This is a genomic window from Halomicronema hongdechloris C2206 (genome assembly GCF_002075285.3).
Lineage (GTDB): Bacteria > Cyanobacteriota > Cyanobacteriia > Phormidesmidales > Phormidesmidaceae > Halomicronema_B > Halomicronema_B hongdechloris.
The window spans coordinates 5,010,256-5,029,097 of sequence record NZ_CP021983.2 but is presented as its reverse complement, the minus strand read 5'-3'; the positions used below and the strand labels follow the sequence as shown (position 1 = coordinate 5,029,097).

Annotated in this window: 20 protein-coding genes and 1 tRNA gene; 10 read left to right on the top strand and 11 right to left on the bottom strand. The window is 55.4% G+C overall.

Translation table 11 applies throughout. The features are described 5' to 3' along the window. Nucleotides 1-25: 25 nt before the first annotated feature. Nucleotides 26-451 (bottom strand): cupredoxin domain-containing protein, encoded by a 426-nt coding sequence (locus XM38_RS22940; protein WP_080813774.1) that lies wholly within the window; start codon nucleotides 449-451, stop codon nucleotides 26-28. A gap of 168 nt (nucleotides 452-619) precedes the next feature. On the opposite strand from XM38_RS22940, the gene XM38_RS22935 reads away from it, so the two are divergent. Further along, nucleotides 620-943: an RluA family pseudouridine synthase gene (locus tag XM38_RS22935; protein ID WP_088431157.1), complete on the top strand. Its 324-nt coding sequence runs from the start codon at nucleotides 620-622 to the stop codon at nucleotides 941-943. A 174-nt stretch (nucleotides 944-1,117) separates the two neighbouring features. On the opposite strand, the gene XM38_RS22930 is transcribed toward XM38_RS22935, so the two are convergent. Then, complete coding sequence (locus XM38_RS22930) at nucleotides 1,118-2,428, bottom strand: flavin-containing monooxygenase (protein ID WP_088431827.1); 1,311 nt, start codon at nucleotides 2,426-2,428, stop codon at nucleotides 1,118-1,120. Between the two features lie 70 nt (nucleotides 2,429-2,498). Next, entirely contained in the window at nucleotides 2,499-3,728 is a 1,230-nt protein-coding gene (locus XM38_RS22925; RefSeq protein WP_080805464.1) for a chromate transporter, read from the bottom strand. Between the two features lie 420 nt (nucleotides 3,729-4,148). On the opposite strand from XM38_RS22925, the gene XM38_RS22920 reads away from it, so the two are divergent. From XM38_RS22920 to XM38_RS22910, 3 genes are all read left to right on the top strand, one after another. Further along, the gene (locus XM38_RS22920; RefSeq protein WP_080805466.1) at nucleotides 4,149-5,237 is read left to right on the top strand and encodes a Fe(3+) ABC transporter substrate-binding protein; all 1,089 of its coding nucleotides are present in this window, start codon (nucleotides 4,149-4,151) and stop codon (nucleotides 5,235-5,237) included. Between the two features lie 228 nt (nucleotides 5,238-5,465). Next, nucleotides 5,466-6,593 (top strand): ABC transporter ATP-binding protein, encoded by a 1,128-nt coding sequence (locus XM38_RS22915; RefSeq protein ID WP_088431155.1) that lies wholly within the window; start codon nucleotides 5,466-5,468, stop codon nucleotides 6,591-6,593. A gap of 75 nt (nucleotides 6,594-6,668) precedes the next feature. Next, on the top strand, nucleotides 6,669-7,271 hold the full coding sequence (locus tag XM38_RS22910) for a DNA-3-methyladenine glycosylase I (RefSeq protein ID WP_080805468.1): 603 nt from the start codon (nucleotides 6,669-6,671) through the stop codon (nucleotides 7,269-7,271). On the opposite strand, the gene tsaD is transcribed toward XM38_RS22910, so the two are convergent. After that, complete coding sequence (gene tsaD / locus XM38_RS22905) at nucleotides 7,244-8,287, bottom strand: tRNA (adenosine(37)-N6)-threonylcarbamoyltransferase complex transferase subunit TsaD (protein WP_080805470.1); 1,044 nt, start codon at nucleotides 8,285-8,287, stop codon at nucleotides 7,244-7,246. The two genes, XM38_RS22910 and tsaD, sit on opposite strands and share 28 nt — an antisense overlap. 175 nt (nucleotides 8,288-8,462) lie before the next feature. On the opposite strand from tsaD, the gene XM38_RS22900 reads away from it, so the two are divergent. The 3 genes from XM38_RS22900 to XM38_RS22890 all read left to right on the top strand — a co-directional run bounded on the left by XM38_RS22900 (nucleotide 8,463) and on the right by XM38_RS22890 (nucleotide 9,776). Beyond that, a complete protein-coding gene (locus XM38_RS22900; protein WP_080805471.1) occupies nucleotides 8,463-8,948 on the top strand; it encodes a Photosystem I reaction center subunit III in 486 nt (161 codons plus the stop codon). Nucleotides 8,949-9,042: 94 nt separating this feature from the next. Beyond that, the gene (psaJ, locus tag XM38_RS22895) at nucleotides 9,043-9,165 is read left to right on the top strand and encodes a photosystem I reaction center subunit IX (RefSeq protein ID WP_080805473.1); all 123 of its coding nucleotides are present in this window, start codon (nucleotides 9,043-9,045) and stop codon (nucleotides 9,163-9,165) included. Nucleotides 9,166-9,293: 128 nt separating this feature from the next. Next, nucleotides 9,294-9,776: a photosystem I reaction center subunit XI gene (locus XM38_RS22890; protein ID WP_080805475.1), complete on the top strand. Its 483-nt coding sequence runs from the start codon at nucleotides 9,294-9,296 to the stop codon at nucleotides 9,774-9,776. 127 nt (nucleotides 9,777-9,903) lie between these two features. On the opposite strand, the gene XM38_RS22885 is transcribed toward XM38_RS22890, so the two are convergent. The 3 genes from XM38_RS22885 to lpdA all read right to left on the bottom strand — a co-directional run bounded on the left by XM38_RS22885 (nucleotide 9,904) and on the right by lpdA (nucleotide 12,567). Further along, nucleotides 9,904-10,167: a DUF5340 domain-containing protein gene (locus tag XM38_RS22885; protein ID WP_080805477.1), complete on the bottom strand. Its 264-nt coding sequence runs from the start codon at nucleotides 10,165-10,167 to the stop codon at nucleotides 9,904-9,906. Between the two features lie 62 nt (nucleotides 10,168-10,229). Then, a complete protein-coding gene (gene trpC / locus XM38_RS22880; RefSeq protein WP_080805479.1) occupies nucleotides 10,230-11,123 on the bottom strand; it encodes an indole-3-glycerol phosphate synthase TrpC in 894 nt (297 codons plus the stop codon). A 10-nt stretch (nucleotides 11,124-11,133) separates the two neighbouring features. After that, the gene (lpdA, locus tag XM38_RS22875) at nucleotides 11,134-12,567 is read right to left on the bottom strand and encodes a dihydrolipoyl dehydrogenase (RefSeq protein WP_080805481.1); all 1,434 of its coding nucleotides are present in this window, start codon (nucleotides 12,565-12,567) and stop codon (nucleotides 11,134-11,136) included. A 499-nt stretch (nucleotides 12,568-13,066) separates the two neighbouring features. Between lpdA and XM38_RS26230 the strand changes: the two genes are divergently transcribed. Beyond that, the gene (locus XM38_RS26230; protein ID WP_080805483.1) at nucleotides 13,067-13,303 is read left to right on the top strand and encodes a hypothetical protein; all 237 of its coding nucleotides are present in this window, start codon (nucleotides 13,067-13,069) and stop codon (nucleotides 13,301-13,303) included. An 89-nt stretch (nucleotides 13,304-13,392) separates the two neighbouring features. On the opposite strand, the gene XM38_RS22870 is transcribed toward XM38_RS26230, so the two are convergent. Both XM38_RS22870 and XM38_RS22865 read right to left on the bottom strand, forming a co-directional pair. Beyond that, complete coding sequence (locus tag XM38_RS22870) at nucleotides 13,393-14,205, bottom strand: TrmH family RNA methyltransferase (protein WP_088431153.1); 813 nt, start codon at nucleotides 14,203-14,205, stop codon at nucleotides 13,393-13,395. 230 nt (nucleotides 14,206-14,435) lie between these two features. Then, a tRNA-Leu gene (locus XM38_RS22865) sits at nucleotides 14,436-14,520 on the bottom strand. 212 nt (nucleotides 14,521-14,732) lie between these two features. Here XM38_RS22865 and murA point away from each other — a divergent pair. Both murA and XM38_RS22855 read left to right on the top strand, forming a co-directional pair. Next, nucleotides 14,733-16,109: a UDP-N-acetylglucosamine 1-carboxyvinyltransferase gene (murA, locus tag XM38_RS22860; RefSeq protein ID WP_391540792.1), complete on the top strand. Its 1,377-nt coding sequence runs from the start codon at nucleotides 14,733-14,735 to the stop codon at nucleotides 16,107-16,109. Between the two features lie 108 nt (nucleotides 16,110-16,217). Beyond that, the gene (locus XM38_RS22855; protein ID WP_080805487.1) at nucleotides 16,218-17,084 is read left to right on the top strand and encodes a M48 family metallopeptidase; all 867 of its coding nucleotides are present in this window, start codon (nucleotides 16,218-16,220) and stop codon (nucleotides 17,082-17,084) included. Between the two features lie 193 nt (nucleotides 17,085-17,277). Here XM38_RS22855 and XM38_RS22850 read toward each other — a convergent pair whose 3' ends face one another. Both XM38_RS22850 and XM38_RS22845 read right to left on the bottom strand, forming a co-directional pair. Further along, nucleotides 17,278-18,261 carry a GntR family transcriptional regulator gene (locus tag XM38_RS22850; protein ID WP_080805612.1) on the bottom strand — a complete coding sequence of 328 codons (984 nt, stop codon included), beginning with the start codon at nucleotides 18,259-18,261 and terminating at the stop codon, nucleotides 17,278-17,280. Nucleotides 18,262-18,510: 249 nt separating this feature from the next. Further along, nucleotides 18,511-18,831 carry a BMC domain-containing protein gene (locus tag XM38_RS22845; RefSeq protein ID WP_080805489.1) on the bottom strand — a complete coding sequence of 107 codons (321 nt, stop codon included), beginning with the start codon at nucleotides 18,829-18,831 and terminating at the stop codon, nucleotides 18,511-18,513. Nucleotides 18,832-18,842: the final 11 nt, after the last annotated feature.

Sequence of the window (18,842 nt, the reverse complement as noted above, 5' to 3'; positions counted from 1 at the left end):
TGGGGCAATGGGGATAGGCCCCTGCTCAATAAATCAGCACCCGGCCATCGTCCAGGATATCGACGGAGCGATCGCTGGGGCCATAGGCAAAGGGACGAATCTGAATCCGCAGGCTGGTGTCCTCGGGGCGAAACAGGTAGGCCTTGAGGGGCTGCTCTGTCTCGCTCCAGAAGACAATGGAAATATTGGGCTTCGTGCCCCAGCCAAAGTCGAGCCATAGGGTTTCCCCCGGAGAGAGGCGGGCCGGGGCGATCATGGGCACCTGTTCTACCTGAACCGGCACCGAGGTTTGGTTGATCACCTCAATGGCCACCGGATCGCCAGGCGTGACCTGGATCTGGTCGGAACGGCAGTTAGCCCTACAGTCAGGATTGGCCTGGACTGGTGCGATGAGGCTACTGGTCGTTAGCAGCGTGGCCGTAGCCAAGGCCACCCGTACGGTATCAATCATGCGGTGTACATCTGGCAGAGAACAATCTGGCCGCAGAGGGCATTGAGGGGGATACTTCTGGAGTCAAGATACCGGTCGCCAGGGACTATGGCACAGAATTGAGGAAAAACGTTAGGGTCAAGGACCAAAATGGCAGGATAGGGAGCATAGACGCTGTCAGCCACCGCCATGAACCAGGGCTGGACGTATCACGAGCGAGTGCCAGCAGATGCCGTTGGTCAATCCCTACTGGACTATTACAGTCAGCGCTACCGCCATTCCAGCCCAGCCCAGTGGCAGACTCGCATTCAATTAGCTGCAGCGGGCTACCCCCTCCTGGGGGATCCCCTCTATCTGCCCGGCGGCCATCCCCGCCTGACCACCGCAGCCGATACCCTGCCAGTTCCTGGCGACGTCGGCTACCATCTGCATGCTCATTATCTGCGCTGCCGTCATCCCAATGGCGAGCAGTGGCTAAATCTGGTGTGTCCGGCTCCAGCAGCACTAGCCTGAATCTACCAATCTGCCCGGCGGCCATCTTCTGCCCTCTGCTTTCTGCCTTTTGCTGCACCTCCCCATCACCCCTAAGCCCTGCGGGCAGGCTCCGCCTTTCTTGAATGCCGTTAGGCTATACACCCCATCCCCCCATTCCCCCATCCCCCCTTTTCCGTCCTCCGCTCTCACCCTCTAGGGCTCCAGGGGCCGATTCTGAAACGGGCCATGGCGACGATCGATGCGGTGAGCCTGATACCGCAGCCAGCGAAAGCCCAGGCGGAGCAGAGCCAACTGCCGGAAGACCCGTTGGGGATCACTCAAATGGGTTTGGGGCAGTTGCTGTCCCAGTTGCTTAAACACCAAGCCCAGGGGCACTGAAATCTCATCCTGGAGCCGCAGTAACTGGGTAAACACCGGTCCATAGGCCGAAATTAGGGAGCCCACGCCACCGCGAGCCTGTCCCCAGCCAATGAAGTAGAGGCCCTTGTAGTCGTCCAAGAAAGCGCCACCGTAGCACTGCATCTTAGCCCCCTGTACTCGCTGCAGTTGTGGCGGTAGAAAGGGATAGCTGAGATGATACCCCGTGGCACAGATGATCAGGTCGATGGTCTCAGTGCTGCCGTCGCTGAAGCGAACCCTGTCCCCCTGCAATTGCTGCACAGCCGGTTTGAAGATAATCCGACCATGTTTCAGGTAATAGGGCACCTCATCGTTGAGGGTGGGATGTTTCTCAAACAAGCGATAAGTGGGGGTAGGGAGGCCATAGTCTTGGTGGCGGCCGAAGCTGAGGCGAATGATCCCGTAGGTTAGCCACCGTTGCAGCCACTCTGGCATCCACCAGCGCGGCAGGTCGGCCACGGGAATCCCGGCAAAGGTCTTGGGAATAAACCACACCGATTGCCGCAGGCTAAGCACACACTTGGCTCCCACCCGAGCGGCTTCGGCGGCAATATCACACCCCGAGTTACCGCCGCCAATCACTAGCACTTGCCGCCCTCGCAGCTGCTCTGGTCGTTTATAGTCCTTAGCATGGATAATATCGCCGTCGAACTGCCCCACGAACTCGGGCATTCGTTTGTCCCAGTGGTGGCCGTTGCACAGCAAGACTCCTTTGTAGCGTCGCTGCTCCCCATTGGCGAAGGTGACGGCCCAACGGTTATGGTCAACCGGGCGCACCTCCTGGACGGTGCGATTGAGTTCAATGGCAGAGCGCAGCTGAAACCGATCGGCAAAGGCTTGCAGATACTCCCACATCTGTCGGGCACTGGGAAAGTCTGGATAGTCAGCCGGCATGGGATAGTGGCTGAATTGGGTGATGGTGTGGGAAGAAATGATGTGGGCAGTCTCATAGACGCCGTGGTACCAGTTGCCGCCGATGTCGTCACTGGCATCTACCTGGTCGTAGGGAATTCCAGCAGACTTAAGGGCCTGAGCCATACCCAGTCCCACGAATCCAGCCCCTAGGATCAGATAGGTTTCCTCGCTGGGCAGAGCAGCAGACATGGCGGCAATGTAGGGCAACAGCACCAGGGGAAAGGCCAGGGAGCCATAGGTCAGGTCGAAGCGGGGTAGCCTACCCGAGAAACTGTTGTGCCAACAGACCCAAGACGCCCCCTGCTAAGACGATCCAGGCCGAGTTGAGCTTAAATCGGAAGACGGCAATCACGGCCAGGACTGCTAGGACGATCGTAACCCAATCAATAATGGCTGCCCGTCCCAGGGTGTAGGTAACCACGGCCATCAGGCCCAGGGAGGCGGCATTGACGCCGTCTAAGAAGGCGCTGAACCAGCGAGACTGTCGCAGTTTCGGGACCCAGGGGTTGATCAGCCCTACTAACAAAAAGGCCGGCAGAAAGATGCCAATGGTGCCTGCGATCGCACCAATATGTCCAGCCAATAAATAGCCTACAAAGGTGGCCGTGGTAAACACAGGACCGGGTGTAAACTGACCGATGGCGATGGCATCGAGCAGTTCTTGAGAGGTCAGCCAGCCCAACCGTTCCACCAGATCTCGCTGCAAAAAGGCCAGCAGCACATAACCACTGCCGTAGAGCACACAGCCAATTTTCAGGAAAAACAGAAACACCTGCAGGCCACTAGCGCTGGTGGCTACCGTGGCTGCTGTGGCTGCGGTGCCGCCGGTTTGGGCGACAGCACCAGAGCAGGGCAAGAGCAGGGCCATGGAATTCCGGCCCAGATTTTTCACTACCATGACCGCTAGACCAGCCAGTACCAGCAATAGGATTTCGTTGATGTTGAGGAAAAAGGCGGCAATGACTGCGATCGCAACCAGGGTTGTCGGGACATCCTTAATGGCCTTCTTGCCCAACTTAATCAGGGCCTGCAGAATGACGGCGATAATCACCGGCTTGATGCCATAGAGCAGCCATTCCGCCTGGGGAAGAGTCTGATACTGCCTGTAAACCGCCGCCAAGATCCACACCATCACCATGGCGGGCAGAATAAAGCAACTGCCAGCTACCATCAGCCCGGGCCAACCGCCCCGTTCATACCCGATGTGGATAGCCAGTTCGGTTGAATTGGGGCCAGGGATTAAATTAGTCACCCCAATCAAATCCAGCAGCTTTTCCCGGCTCAGCCATTGTCGCCGCTTCACCACTTCGTCATCCATCATGGCGATGTGGGCGGCGGGGCCACCGAAGGCAATCAGGCCCAAACGAAAAAAGACCTGAGCCAAATCCTGCAGGCGCTGTCGCCGCTGGGATGGCCCTAGCTCAGCATAGCTAGGCCCTAAGGTCACATCGGGGTCCTGGGAGAAAGTATCTGAATCGGGTCTATCCATCCTAATCTCTCTACTGACAGCGCGGAAATCGTGGAAGCAAACTTGGCCGTAGGACACGCTGAAAACCTACGGATCTTGCCGTCACTGTACCGGAAAGGCTCGCCCTAGCAAGATGATCTCGGCTACTTGACAGACGCCAATGATGACAGCTAAGCCCCACCGACAGGCTTCCAGCTACGGCGCCAAGACTCATCGGCTGGGCTGGAGCCAGCAACTAGGACGAAGGTCATTAGGTCTAAAACTCTCTGGCAGCAGAGACATTGCAGTTGAGTTTTACCAGCAGATCTTGACAGAGTTCCGATGCATCGTATTACACTCGATTAGAGTTTTTAAGAACAATTTTCATTAACTGCCAAAAGACTAATTTGCAAAGATTCATTTTGCAAAGATTCATGTTCTAAAAGGAGTGTCATCCTCGCCATGAAATGGACTCGACGGAAGTTTGCGGCGGCAGTTGCAAGCGCTGCTGTCCTCGCAGTAGCCGCCTGCGGTCAGTCAACGGAGACGGTCACGGAACCTACTCCGGAAGTCGCCGCTGATAGCGCCCCAGTGGCGGCAGGAGAAGTCAATGTGTACTCATCGCGGCATTACGATACTGACGACATCCTCTATGAGCGCTTCACAGAAGAGACCGGGATTGAGGTCAATTTGATTGAAGGGGACGCTGATGAACTGATCGAGCGGATTAAAAACGAAGGCGCCAATAGCCCCGCCGATATCCTGATGACGGTAGACGCCGGGCGGCTCTGGCGAGCGGAGCAGGAAGAGCTGTTTCAATCCATTGAGTCGGCGGTGTTAGAGTCCGCGGTCCCTGAGAATTTGCAGCATCCCGATAATCTTTGGTTCGGCCTCACCAAGCGGGCCCGGGTAATTGTCTACAACACCGAGGCCGTCGATCCCTCGGAATTATCGACCTATGAGGCCCTGGCTGAGCCGGAATGGGAGGGCCGGGTCTGTATTCGCAGTTCCAATAACATTTACAATCAGTCGCTCTTAGGCTCCATGGTTGAGTCTAAGGGGTTAGAGGCCACCGAGGCCTGGGCCGAGGGGCTGGTCAGTAATTTGGCCCGGCCACCGGAAGGGGGTGATACGGATCAGATTAAAGCGGTGGCGGCTGGCCAGTGCGATGTGGCCATCGTCAATCACTACTACTGGGCCCGCATGGCTAAGTCAGATGCCCCGGAAAATCAGGCGGCGACGGAAGCAACGGCCGTATTCTTCCCGAACCAGGAGGGGCGCGGTACCCACGTCAATATCAGCGGAGCCGGGGTATTGGTGAATGCACCGAATCGGGAAAATGCGATCGCATTTCTAGAGTTCCTGGTCACCCCCGAAGCCCAGCAGATCTTTGCCGAAGGCAATAACGAATATCCTGTGGTGGAGGGCGTTGACATCGATCCAGTCGTAGCCGAACTAGGGGACTTCAAGGTAGACGAGGTGAATGTGTCTGCCTACGGCCGCAATAACCCCGAGGTGGTTAAACTCGTAGACCGGGTGGGCTGGAAATAAGTAGAACACTGCCCCAATACACAGACCAGGCAGAGATCTGAGGGCAGGTCTCTGCCTGCTTAAGGGCGACAAAAGCCCAAAAGAAGCAAAGATGACAGCACTGAGAGAGTCGTTCAGAGCGTTTAGGAATCATTACCAGCAAGGTAGAATGGCGTTGATAATGGCGTTCAATAGAGCCCCAGGCCCGGCTGGGACCTTGAGCCAATGTGTCTGTAATCCCTGAGCGGCATGGCGGTTGTCCTCCATCTGGAAAATCTGACCAAACGTTATCTGCCGAGCGCCCCTGTGGCGGTAGATGCCGTTGATCTCACCCTAGAGCAGGGATGCTTGCTAGGGTTGCTGGGGCCGTCTGGCTGCGGCAAGACGACGTTACTGCGGCTAGTGGCTGGCTTTGAGCAGCCCCAGCGAGGCCAGATTACCCTGACCGGGCAAGTCATCTGTGGTTCTGAGGGGGCTATGCCTCCAGAGAAGCGGGATGTGGGGATCGTTTTTCAAGACTATGCCCTGTTCCCCCACCTGACGGTGGAGAAAAATGTGGCCTTCGGGCTCAATCACTTGCGGCGCCAGGGTTGGCTGAGTCGACAACAGGTGCGATCGCACACCGCCGATGCCATTCAGCTGGTAGGACTACACGGGTTTGAGCGCCGCTATCCCCACGAGCTCTCCGGCGGACAGCAGCAACGGGTAGCCCTGGCTCGGGCGTTAGCCCCCCGCCCTTCTCTGATTCTGCTAGACGAGCCCTTCAGCAACCTGGATGTGCAAGTGCGCCTATACCTGCGCCAAGAGGTGCGAGAAATTCTCAAGCAAATCGGCGCCTCTGGTATCTTCGTCACCCACGACCAAGAAGAAGCCCTAGCCATTGCTGACCAAGTGGCCGTCATGCGCGGCGGTTGCATCGAGCAAGTGGGGACCCCAGAAGATATCTATCGAGAACCCGCCTCCCGATTCATTGCCGAATTCGTGACCCAGGCCAATTTCCTACCGGCTCGCCGTAGTCGCCAGGGATGGCAGACAGAGGTAGGGTGCTTCGATGTCCATGTCGATCCCTGTGCCGCTGCTGGGGCCACCTGCGACGACGACATGGGCGACTTGATGATCCGCCAAGAAGATCTCCAGATCGAAGCCGATAGCACCGCCCCGTTGCTCGTGCGCGATCGCCAGTTCCTAGGCCGCGAGTATAAATACTGTTTAGAGACTCCCTCCGGGCAAGTTCTACATGCTCGCATGGCTAGCGGTCAGCGCATTGGCATCGGCGAGCGGGTGCGAGCCTCTATTGCCCAACCTCGGCTACAGCTGTTTCCCGCCACTAGCCATTCTCTTATAGATCCCACCTTGACTTCCCTGTCAGTGGCCTGAGCAATGAGTGGGCGGGATATTTTTAGGCGCAACTTCCTAAGCGCCAGAAAGCGGCCAAGCTAAGGAGCAATTGCCATGGAGAAACCAGTGACTCACCCCAACCGCTGTGGTTGGGTTCATGACGACCCCATCGAAGTGGCCTACCATGACCAGGAATGGGGAGTGCCTCTGCACGATGACCGCAAACTCTTTGAATTTCTAGTCCTGGATGGCTTTCAAGCCGGCCTCAGTTGGCTCACGATCTTGCGAAAGCGGGCCGCGTTTCGCGAAGCCTTCGACGGCTTCGATCCCGAGCGCGTTGCCCGTTACGACACTACCAAGCAACAGGCCTTGCTACAAGATCGCCGCATTGTCCGCAATCGGTTGAAGATAAAAGCGGCATCCACTAACGCCAAAGCCTTCTTACAGATCCAGAAAACCTTTGGCAGCTTCGATGCCTATCTCTGGGCCTTTGTCGATGGCCAACCCATCCAAAATGCCTGGCCTACCTGGGCAGCAGCCCCGGCCACTTCCCCCCTGTCCGATGCTCTCAGCCGAGATTTGAAACAACGGGGATTTACCTTCGTCGGCTCCACCATCTGCTACGCCTTCATGCAAGCGGCGGGACTAGTCAATGACCATGCCGTGGATTGCTTCCGTTACCGTGAGATTCAAGCCTTGTACAGATCCATCACTTGAGTCAAGGGCATGCGAGACTGGGCCCCTAAAGATAGGTCAGACTCATGGCCGCGATTGAGATGATCGGCAGCAGCACAAGCAATCATGGCAGCATTATCGGTGCACAGACTCAGCGGCGGAAATAGCACCCGCAGGCCCTGCGCTGCCGCTGCCGCCTGGAGCTGCTGCCGCAGCCCACTATTAGCGGCAACACCCCCCCCCACGGCAATGGTAGACAGTTGGTGGTCTCGGGCGCAGGCGATAGCCCGCTTGGTCAAAGCAGTGGCGACGGTGTGCTGAAAACTAGCCGCCACATCGGCAATGGGTAGGGCCTCCCCAGACTGACTACGCAACTTCCCGACCAGCCTTAGCACCGCCGTCTTCAGGCCACTAAAACTAGAGTCATAGGGATGACTGCTACCATCGGGTTGAGAAATGTTGCCCTCTGGCAGCGCAAACACAACCTGGCCATCCCTGGCTAGCCGATCGATGACAGGACCGCCTGGATAGCCCAGATCGAGTAACCGCGCTACCTTATCGAAGGCTTCCCCGGCAGCGTCATCGCGAGTCTGGCCTAGCAAGACATACTCACCGCAATCCTGCACCTGGATTAAGCTGGTATGCCCTCCTGATACCAATAGACAGAGAAAGGGAGGCTCGAGGGCTGGATCCGCCAGATAGGTGGCATAGATATGGCCTTCCAGATGATGCACCCCCAGGAATGGCTTGTCATGCACCATAGCTAGAGTCTTGCCAGCGGTTACGCCTACCAGCAGCGCCCCTACCAGGCCAGGGGCACAAGTGGCGGCAATACCGTCAATGGCAGCCCAATCCAGTTGAGCGGTTGCTAGGGCTTGCTCAATGGCAGGCCCCAGGGTCAGCACATGCTCTCGAGAGGCAACTTCAGGAACAATGCCGCCGTATTGGCGATGTAAATCGATTTGAGAGGAAACAACGCTGGCATGGACCGTGCGATCTTCAACAATCGCCACGGCGGTTTCGTCACAACTTGTTTCTAAGGCTAATACGATCGCCATGGCAGAGGGTCATAACCGGATGGTTTGTAGAGATGTAAACTCCCGCAATGCCTGCGCTTTACGGGATTTCCCCCAGCGAGGTATGCTGTACTGCAGGTTGGGTGAATTCTTGTACAAATAACTTAACGTTTTGTCTGTAAACACCTGGTCTCTGAGTAACAAAGGGAAACAATTTATGCGACGGTTGTTTGCTCTGGTCCTTGGAATCATTTCGTGGTTTGGTATCGCTTTACCAGCTGCTGCTGATGTTGCAGGGCTGACTCCCTGCAGTGAATCTGCTGCTTTCCAGCAGCGGGCGGCGAATGCAGCGACGGAAGCTGCCAAAGCTCGCTTTGACTTCTATGGCAGTTCAAATCTCCTCTGCGGTGATGACGGCCTTCCTCATCTAATCGTAGACGGGGACCTCTCCCATGTAGGTGAATTTCTCATTCCCAGCATTCTTTTTCTATATATCGCCGGTTGGATTGGTTGGGCTGGTCGTTCCTACCTGATTGCAGTGCGCAGCGAGAAGAAGCCCGAAGAGAAGGAAATTATCATTGATGTGCCTCTGGCTCTGAAATGTTCTCTCTCTGGGTTTGCTTGGCCTCTGACTGCCTTTCGTGACATTGCTTCCGGGGAAATGTTTGCCAAGGACACTGAAATTCCTGTGTCCCCCCGTTAGTTGATTCATAGAGATTGCCTGGCCTCAATCTTGCCTAGATTGGGCCAGGTTAATTGCGCCAGAGAGTGATTGTTTAAGCGTAGGAGATAAGTCCATGGACAATCTTGTCAAGTATCTTTCCACGGCGCCAGTGGTGGCCGCTATATGGATGGCCATTACGGCGGGAGTTTTGATTGAATTCAATCGCTTCTTCCCCGATCTTCTGTTTCATCCTTAACACTGTGCAGAATTTGCCCAACCCCAGCCTGAGATGAGTTTGCCTGTCGTTATGGCTGCTAGCTCACCTCAGGCTGTTTGCTATGTCTTCGATTCTGCCTTCGACTCAGTAAGAGAGCTAAACCAGTTATGACCGATTCGATCAGACCTGCGGGGGATCCCCAGATTGGTAACTTGGCGACCCCGATTAATTCCTCTTCGGTTACGAAAACCTTCATTGGTAATTTACCGGCCTATCGGCCTGGCCTATCGCCCCAGCGTCGGGGCCTAGAGATTGGCATGGCCCATGGCTATCTGCTCTATGGGCCGTTTGCCCTCTTGGGACCACTGCGAGATTCTGATATCCCAGGATTGGCAGGGTTGTTGGGAGCCGCTGCTTTGGTGGTGATTCTGACGGCATGCTTGTCAATTTACTCCGGAGCTGGGGTCAATAAGGGCGTGTCTGAGGCGACAACCCCATTCGATCCGCCAGAAGCACTCAGCCATGATGAGGGCTGGAGTGAGTTTGCCGGTGGATTTTTAATTGGTGGTATTGGCGGGGCAACGTTTGCCTATTTACTGGCAGCTAATATGCCCCTCCTATTGAGTGTTGTTGCCGGTGGCCACAGCTGACTTTGGCCACAGCTAACGTTGGGTTGATTTTAGTCCGGCATAGAATCTACGACGACAAGGTATCGGCTGCGGTCGATACTTTTTTTATTTTTTTATAGTTCTGCGGACACATGTCGGCCACGGTCTATTAGCCAATGGAAGGATCGTCGTCGGAGCCGGAGGGTACATTCAGAGACCAGTAGTATTCCACTGAAACTCCCTGGTGATCACAGGTTTCTTCGAGTTGCCGCTGTTGAGATAGAGCTTTGCGCAGGGTAATGATGAGTTCGCGGACTTGCCCTTGCAGTGGGGAGTGAGGGTGGGCAGCAATCATCGTTTCTCGCTCAAGTAACTGCAGCAGCAGTTCGTAGTGGATATGGGACGGTAAGGGAATAGTCTGGTCGTCGCTCATAGGGGTATCACTGGGCAAGAAAGGTCGGTATTAGCCCGACCAAGAGAAGTTATGGCAAGGATCTAGAAGGTTGATTCGGCAAATAGCATGGCAATGGCTTGGGCCGGATCGGGTTGCTTGATTAAGGATTCTCCAATCAAGACGGCGTTGGCACCGGCAGCGGCAACGGTGGCTAAATCTGTTGGGGTGTGAATGCCTGATTCGCTGACGATGAGACAATCGTGGCAGTCTAGGGGGGGCTGGCGCTGAGACAGCAGTGTTGTGGTCGTGTCCAGGGAGGTTCGGAAGGTTTCTAAATCGCGATTGTTGATACCGATCAGGGAGATGGTGTCGATGGCTAGCACGCGATCTAGTTCAGCTAAGGTGTGCACTTCTACTAGGGCGGTCATCCCCAAGGCGTGGGCAATTTGAGTAAAATAGCGCAGATCTTTGTCTGACAGGATGGCGGCAATCAGGAGAACGGCGTCGGCTCCTTTGGCCCGGGCTAGATACATCTGATAGGGATAGAGAATAAACTCTTTACACAGCAGCGGCAGGTCAAGGCTGTCCCGAATTTGCGTTAGATAGTCAAAGCTGCCCTGGAAGAAGGTTTCGTCAGTGAGTACCGATAAGCAGGTAGCACCGCCAGCAGCGTAAGCCTGTGCGATCGCAACTGGATCAAACTCTTCCCGAATCAGTCCGCGGCTGGGGGAGGCTTTCTTGACCTCAGCGATTAGGGCGGGATGGGTATTGCCTTGACGCAGGGCTGCCAGGAAATCCCGTGGCGGCGGCGCCGTCAAGACAGCTTTCTGTAGGTCTTGTAGGGAGAGCCGCTTTCGGCATTGGTCAACCTCTGTTTCCTTATGCCAGACAATCTTTTCCAAGATATTGCGGGGTTGGTCATGGGGCAGGGGCACCCGATAGCGCAGGTGCTGCACGGCCACACTGGGATTGGGGGGACGACGACGAATTTCCATAGGCGGGTGCTCAGACAGAGGTTACAGCTCGCTTGAACGCTTCATCCAGTACTTCCGACAGGGTGGGATGGGTGTGGACGCAGCAGGATAAATCATTAACGGAGTGCCCCTGTGCGATCGCATTGGCCACCTCTTGAATCAAATCCGAGGCATGGAGCCCCAAAATATGGGCCCCTAGAATCTCCCCCGTATCCTGACGGTAGATAACCTTAGCCAATCCGTCCGATTCCCCTTCTGCCAGGGCCTTAGAATTCCCTTTAAAGTAGGTCCGCACCGTATCGATAGCAAAGCCCTCCGCGGCCGCCAGCTCGCGCGCCGCCGGTTCAGTCAGCCCGACAAAACTGACCTCCGGATGGGTAAAGGCCGCCGCTGGAATACTACGATAATTGAGCGTGCGAGAGCGACCACAGATATTTTCCACCGCAATCACACCCTGGGCCGAGGCCGCATGCGCCAACATCATCTTGCCAGTGGCATCACCGATAGCCCACAGATGGGGCATCGGTTTTCCATCCTGCAATACCTGCAAATGGTCATCGACCGGGATAAAGCCACGCCGGTCGGTTTCCACCCCAACTCGCTCCAAGCCCAACTCCTTAGTCACGGGAATGCGGCCGGTAGCCACCAGGCAGGCATCGACCTCCAGCACGTCAACAACCTCTTTCGTCTCCGGATCGGCCAACTCAATCACCACTGGCGAGCCAGGAGTTACCTGCTTAGCAATCACACCGGCCCGGGTCTCGATATCTCGAGGGCCAATCAACGCACGCTGGGCCATCTTGGCAATATCTGGATCAAAAGTAGGCATCACTTGCGGCAGCGCTTCAATCAGCGTCACCTCGCTACCCAAGGCAGTATAAATATCTGAAAACTCCAAGCCGATATAGCCACTGCCAATCACCGCCACCCACTGAGGCAACCAATCGAGACGCAAGGCCTCATCACTGGTGAAGACTGTCTTGCCATCCAGCTCAATACCTGGTGGCACAAACGGCACTGATCCCGGCGAAAGTAATACGTCTTGACCAGTGATTATCGTTTCCTCATCCCCTTGGCGAATCGACACCTTCTGGGGAGCCACCAGTTTGGCCCATCCCTGCATCACATCCACCCCTAGGCGCGACAAACTATTGCTCATATCGCCCTGAATCTTACTCACCAGGGTTTTAGCGTGGTTAGCAATCGTCTCGCGATCGAAGGAGACCTGAGCAACCTGAATGCCAAGAGACTTGAGGTGCTGGGCATTACGTAACTCTCGAACTCTCCCAGAGGCTGCTAACAGTGCCTTGGAAGGAATGCAGCCCCGATTGACACAGGTACCACCCATCTCAGCCGCCTCAACAATGGCGGTTTTCAGCCCATACTTAACGGCATGTAGAGCAGCACCATGGCCACCGACCCCGGCTCCAATGATAATCAAGTCGTAATCAACCCCTTGATTCACGTCCTTCTCCCAAGACACAACAATTACTGCGCTATGACTGCTCGACGATTCACGACGATTTATAACTCTCTACCGCTGCAGCGGCACTAGTCAAACCATAGACCTGATGAGGTTTGAACACAGTCGGCAGTAGTTCCCTTCATTCTTGACTAGATGCGGTGCATTAGACAACAGCTAGCCCCAAGGGAGTTGGGCACCTGATACCGCTGCTTAACCTCATTCCCTAGTCAGGTCTAGATCTGAACCCTATCAGAGCAGGGAATTGACCATGCCTGCTGCGGAAGTCACCGGTATCGCCAGTCCACCACTCACAACTCGTAACGGTAGCGAGCCAGCCATGCTGCCCTAGACTAGGCCATTCACCAATCAGCGATGTCCCAAGCTGATTGATGAACCCTATAGAATATGACCCAAGTGTGTAACCCCAGTAGCTTGGCCCATGAGCTAGTCGGCCATACCGCCTCGGTGGTTGGTTGTCGCTATCTGGAGCGAATCTACCATGCATCAAGATCACCATAGACGCCGACGACGTACTGCAGCCCAAGAGTTTATACAATCTCTAGGGGAATTGGAGCATGTGCTCAAATCGGATGCCCCTGAGACACCTATGCAATCCGTAGCCCCTGCCGCCGCAGAGGTTATAGAACAGACTGCCGTGGACTGGGAAAATGTCTTGGATGAGGCAGTGGCTGACATTGAACACTACATGGAACAGTCCCCCTCAGATGTCAGCTAGAGGCTTACCAGCTCCAGCCGAGATGGAGGTATGAGTATCTCAACAGCTTCAGGACCAGTATCGGAACTGACCATGGGGCTGCTGTACTTTCATGGCCAGGCCTCTGTCTTCAATCGCTGTCGCCTCACTTCGTAGAGCATTAAGGCAGCAGTGACAGCCACATTGAGCGACTCCACCGAGGGAGCTAGGGGAATGCATGCCTGAGCTGTGGCAGCTTCTACCAGTTCGGGAGACAACCCTGCTCCTTCATTGCCCAAGAGAATAATCGTCGGTTGTCGTAAATCAAGCTCCCAGTAAAGGGTACTAGCTTGGGATTGAGTCGCAATTATCTGGAGGCCAGCCCGGCGCCACTGATTCACTTGTTGCGTTAAGTCGGCACAGCTGTACAGGGGTAGACGGAACCACTGTCCCGCCGACGCTCGTAACACCTTAGGATGATCTGAGTCCACACTATTGGCACTGAGCCACAGTCCATCAGCGGCAACGGCCGCCGCCGTACGAATCATGGTGCCTAAATTGCCCGGATCTTGCAGGGTCTCAACGGCCACTCCTAGGGTTAGAGAGAACGCTTGGTCAGTATCGGGATGACTATTTCCAGAGGGATGCCTAACTGCCATCGCCACCACACCATCAGGATGAACGGTGGTAGCCATTGCCTGCAGTACCTCAGGGGAAACAGTTTCGGCTCGAGGAGTCTGGGCTTGAATTTTCTGCCAAAGCTCAGGGTACCGGGTTTGCCAAGTCGGCGTACTACACACCACCGTCAGAGGGTGCTGGACAGCTAGCGCCTCCTCTAACAGATGGGTGCCTTCCAGTAAGAATTGCTGCTGTTGCCGCCGTCCCTTAGCCTGATGAAGCTGTCGCATCAACTTGACGAGAGGATTTTTCACACTGGTGAGCATGGTTCCTTACGCAGCGATGCCAGACACATCAGGATACAGACACTAGCGTCAAGATACCAGGAGTTTTTGCCCCGTTGTCCCCACTGATTAGGAGAAATTATCCATCAGAAGTTTAGGAATCTTCACGTTCGATTGATAAAAAGTCTGAATCGGGCAGGAACTGAAAATTTACCCGATTTTAGAGTGTGGCAACCCCGTACGCCACCATGAAGAATATTCTTTTCACCCCATGCGGAACCCGGGACTTGAACCCGGAAGTTCTTGCGAACACTAGAACCTGAATCTAGCGCGTCTACCAAATTCCGCCAGTTCCGCTTTTACTGCAGAGTTAGGCTGCGATTCACCATCATCCTTTAGTTGAGGTCATTCGTCAACCATCTATTTTAGGAAAACTATAGAGTGTTTGTTGGCAGTAGGTTAGTGTGGAATGCACCGTCACAGGAATGGTGCCTGAGAGAGAGTCGCGAATTTGGCGGATTCGGGTAGAATCTAGACGAAAAAATATACAGGCTGTAGTGCTATCGGAATTGGAGGGTACCCCTATCGTCACGTCGGCTCGTCTAAAAAATTCCCCTACTTCCCCTGAAGTGGTTGATTCCGCTGTCTTACAGGTTCATGGTCGAGCATCTCTGGCTGGACAAGTGACCATCAGTGGGGCTAAAAATTCTGCCCTGGTTGTGATGGCAGGGTCCCTCTTGTGCTCACAGCAGTGTCGCATTCGCAACATTCCATCCCTCATGGATGTCACTCGCATGGCAGACGTGCTCACAGCCCTGGGGGTGAAACTGCAGCGCTACGACGATGCTCTGGAAGTTGATGCTAGCCATATTTCTAACACCAAAGCCCCCTATGACCTGGTCAGTCAGCTGCGGGCGAGCTTCTTTGTGATTGGTCCCCTACTGGCCCGCACAGGAGTCGCCCGCGTGCCACTGCCGGGAGGATGTGCCATTGGGGCACGCCCAGTAGAATTACATGTGCGTGGTTTACAAGCCATGGGGGCAGAGGTCCATATTGATCACGGTACCGTTAATGCCTATGTGCCTGGTCCGCGTAATCGTTTACGCGGAGCCCATATCTATTTGGACTATCCCAGTGTGGGCGCTACTGAAACCTTGATGATGGCAGCCACGCTGGCCGATGGGGAAACGGTGATTGAAAATGCAGCCCAGGAGCCAGAGGTAATAGATCTGGCCAAGTTCTGTCGGGCCATGGGGGCCCGTATTCGTGGCGCCGGAACAAATACCATTACGGTGGCAGGGGTACCTAGTCTCCACAGTACGGACTATGCCATTATTCCCGATCGGATCGAGGCCGGAACTTTTCTGGTAGCAGGAGCGATTACCCATTCTGAAATCGTGGTAGCACCAGTGGTGACTGACCATTTGACAGCCACCATTGCCAAGCTCCGGGAAGCAGGATCCCATGTGGTGTTGGAAGGCCCTAACCGATTGCGGCTGATTCCTGGAGATGTGATTCGAGCTACGGATATTCAGACCGGTCCATTTCCAGGGTTTCCCACCGATATGCAGGCCCAGTTTATGGCTCTCTTAAGTCTCAGCGATGGCAATTGCTTGATCACAGAGACCGTCTTTGAAAACCGCTTGCGCCATGTGGCCGAGTTCAATCGCATGGGAGCCGATATTCGGCTCAATGGCAACTGTGCCATCATCAAGGGCATGGCTCAGCTATCTGGGGCTCCGGTGGTTGCCACCGATCTGCGGGCTTCTGCGGCTCTGGTGTTAGCAGGCCTGGCGGCTGAGGGAACAACCGTCATCCAAGGGTTACATCATCTCGATCGGGGCTATGAAAATCTAGAAACCAAGCTGAAGCAGCTAGGGGCTAATCTGCAGCGGGTATTGCCCACCCAGGTGGTTACCCATGATCTAGTTGTTGAACACCCTTGATGGCCATCGCGGTCTGCTAGGGGCTCGTTATACTAACCATGGATGCCATTTTCTGCCTGACGCCAGGCAAGAGGTGGTTACTGGGTTAAGGCGAGGTAATAGCAGAGCATGGGTGGCAAAGTTACGCTAGTGGGGCTGAAGGCCAATCAGTTTAGGCATCCCCTGGATTTGGAAGCGACCCAGGCATTAAGGCAGTTGCCAGGACTGGATATGCTGATTCGGTCCCTGATTGCCCCATTGGCAGAGCAGATTTTTTATTTGGACAATATTGCCTCCAGTGTGCTGGTGGGAGAGCGGCAACTACCTGAAATTCATCGGCTTCTGGTAGAAGCCTGTCGGATATTGGATCTGGATCCACCACAGCTCTATGTGCGTCAGCACCCGGTGCCCAATGCCTATACCTTTGCCATGCGAGGGCGACAGCCTTTCATCGTAGTTCATACGTCTCTGCTGGAGTTGTTAACGCCAGCAGAAATTCAGGCGGTGATTGGTCACGAATTGGGGCATCTCAAGTGTGATCATAGTGTCTATCTCACGCTGGCCAATTTGCTGACGTTGGCAGCAGGCCAGTTACCATTTGGCGAATTGGTGGTGCCTAATCTGCAAGCTCAGATTATGGAGTGGATTCGCTGCGCCGAGTTCACATGCGATCGCGCCGCCCTGCTGGTCACTCAAGATGCCCGAGTCGTCGCCTCGCTGCTGATGAAGCTCTCTGGCGGTTCTCCGGCTTTGGCCTCCCAGTTAAATCTAGAGGCATTTTTAGAGCAGGCCCGCTCCTATGATGCCGTTAGCACCAGCCAGCTCGGGGAACTGGTCAAGCAAATTCGAACCAGTGAGTTGACCCACCCAGTGCCAGTACTGCGGGCCCGCGAAGTAGATCATTGGGCCAGCAGCCAGGACTATCAACGATTATTGCGGCTGGAACCCGGGGCACAGGGGCGCTCCCAAATGTCAGGGGGATGGCGCAATTGGTAGGCCCTGAATCGGATACCTGAATCGGATAATAGTGAAGGGCCATCATCCCGTAGGATTAAGGTGTTTTCTCGAAAAGACTCTACCGACTGAAGCCCCCCCCTAGACTAGGCTATTGGACGATCAACCATGTCCTAAGCTGACTGGCCAGCACTATAAGCGTTCAATTCATCCGGCTGCGCCCGGGCACAGCCGGTTAATCAAGACCCAGCTCGCGCTTCAGTAGCGTGATTGAGTCGGCATCGATGTAGTTGCCACAGACCACTAGCTGAGGGGGACGGATTAGATCGTCGCGGGCAGAGGCAATGGCCCGTTTCAGGGCTGGCAGACTGGCCTGGTCGAAGACGACGATGGTTTGGGAGTTGCGCACTAGGGCATTGAGTTTAACGGCATCCTCGGCCTGGGCCGTCATCAACAGAATGTCGTCGCCTTTGAGACTGTAGGCAATCACTTCGGCGGCCCGTAGAATGCCGGTGCTGAGACTGACCATGCCTAAGCTGGTGCCACTAGGCAGGTCTTTCAGCATCTCCAGTTCCTTGGCGTAGTTATAGATGTCGATGGGAATCACCCGTACCGATTTAGGGGCAGCGATGGCTTCGGCTTCAGTGATGAAGTAACGACTGGTGACCACTGTGCCGGAGCGGGTTTGGGCCAGGACGTCCTCTAGTTCTTCTAAGGGCACCAACTGCACCGGGATGTTGAGGGCGGCTTCTAGCTCTCGGGTCATCAGTTCCCCTGCTCCCATATCCTGGCGCATGGTGGTGACCAAGACCTGGGCACTGCAGCGCAGGCGCCAATCGATTTCGGCTAGAAACAACTCCCGGGCCTGGTGCAGGGAACAGCCTTGGCGCAACAGCTCGTCGAGGCTGGCTTCAACGGTACTGCGAGCGTTGGGAAACTCTTCCCACAGGGGAGAGGCCAGGCGGGCACTCTCGACGTTGCTTTCGCGGACGTAAATACCGGAGCCAGGATGGGCTTCGACGACACCGGCTTCTTCTAGCTGTCGGTAGACTTTGCTGATGGTGTTGCGATGTAGGCCGGTTTGCATGGCCAGTTGACGGGTGCTGGGCAGGCGGTAGCCGGGGGGATATTGACGGGATGCGATCGCAAACCAGATCTGATCATAAAGCTGGGTAGAAGCGGGAATATCGCTATCGGGCTGAATGTGAAACTGAACCACGACCACACCTCATTACATCTGCCAGAGGAACCAATCCTCCTCGATAGACTGCCCCCGCAGCCATATCCTCCCATCTTTTGGAGGTACCGATGGCTACACCAGGGCTCTCATTATCAACTCGGCAGCCGGCTAAAGGGCTCCACCCTATAGATACAGTGCCCTGCTACCCAATTCATGACACGATCGCCATAATCCGCACATTCATCGGCTACCCCAGCCGTCACCAGGGGCAGGATAACTAACTAGGGGTCAGTCTAGCCAGGTGGAGGATAGATCGGGGTCTCTCTGGCGGCGCAGCAACGGTAGGGCGGCCTCTTCCTGACCATCAGGGCAGGGCACCATGTGGTGGCCCACCCAGGTCCCTGCCTCAACCTGCCGAATTCGTTGGCAACCCGCGGTAATGGCCTGGCTGACCTCGGCAACGGGTCCCCGCACGATGATGCTGATCAAGCCAGCATCAGTGGTATCCATCCGCACCACCTCTACCCGAGCCCCCTTGGCCATGGCATCGGCGGCCTCCATAGCAGCAGGTAGCCCCAGGGTTTCAATGATTCCGACGGCAAGGGTCATGGTCTGTTGCT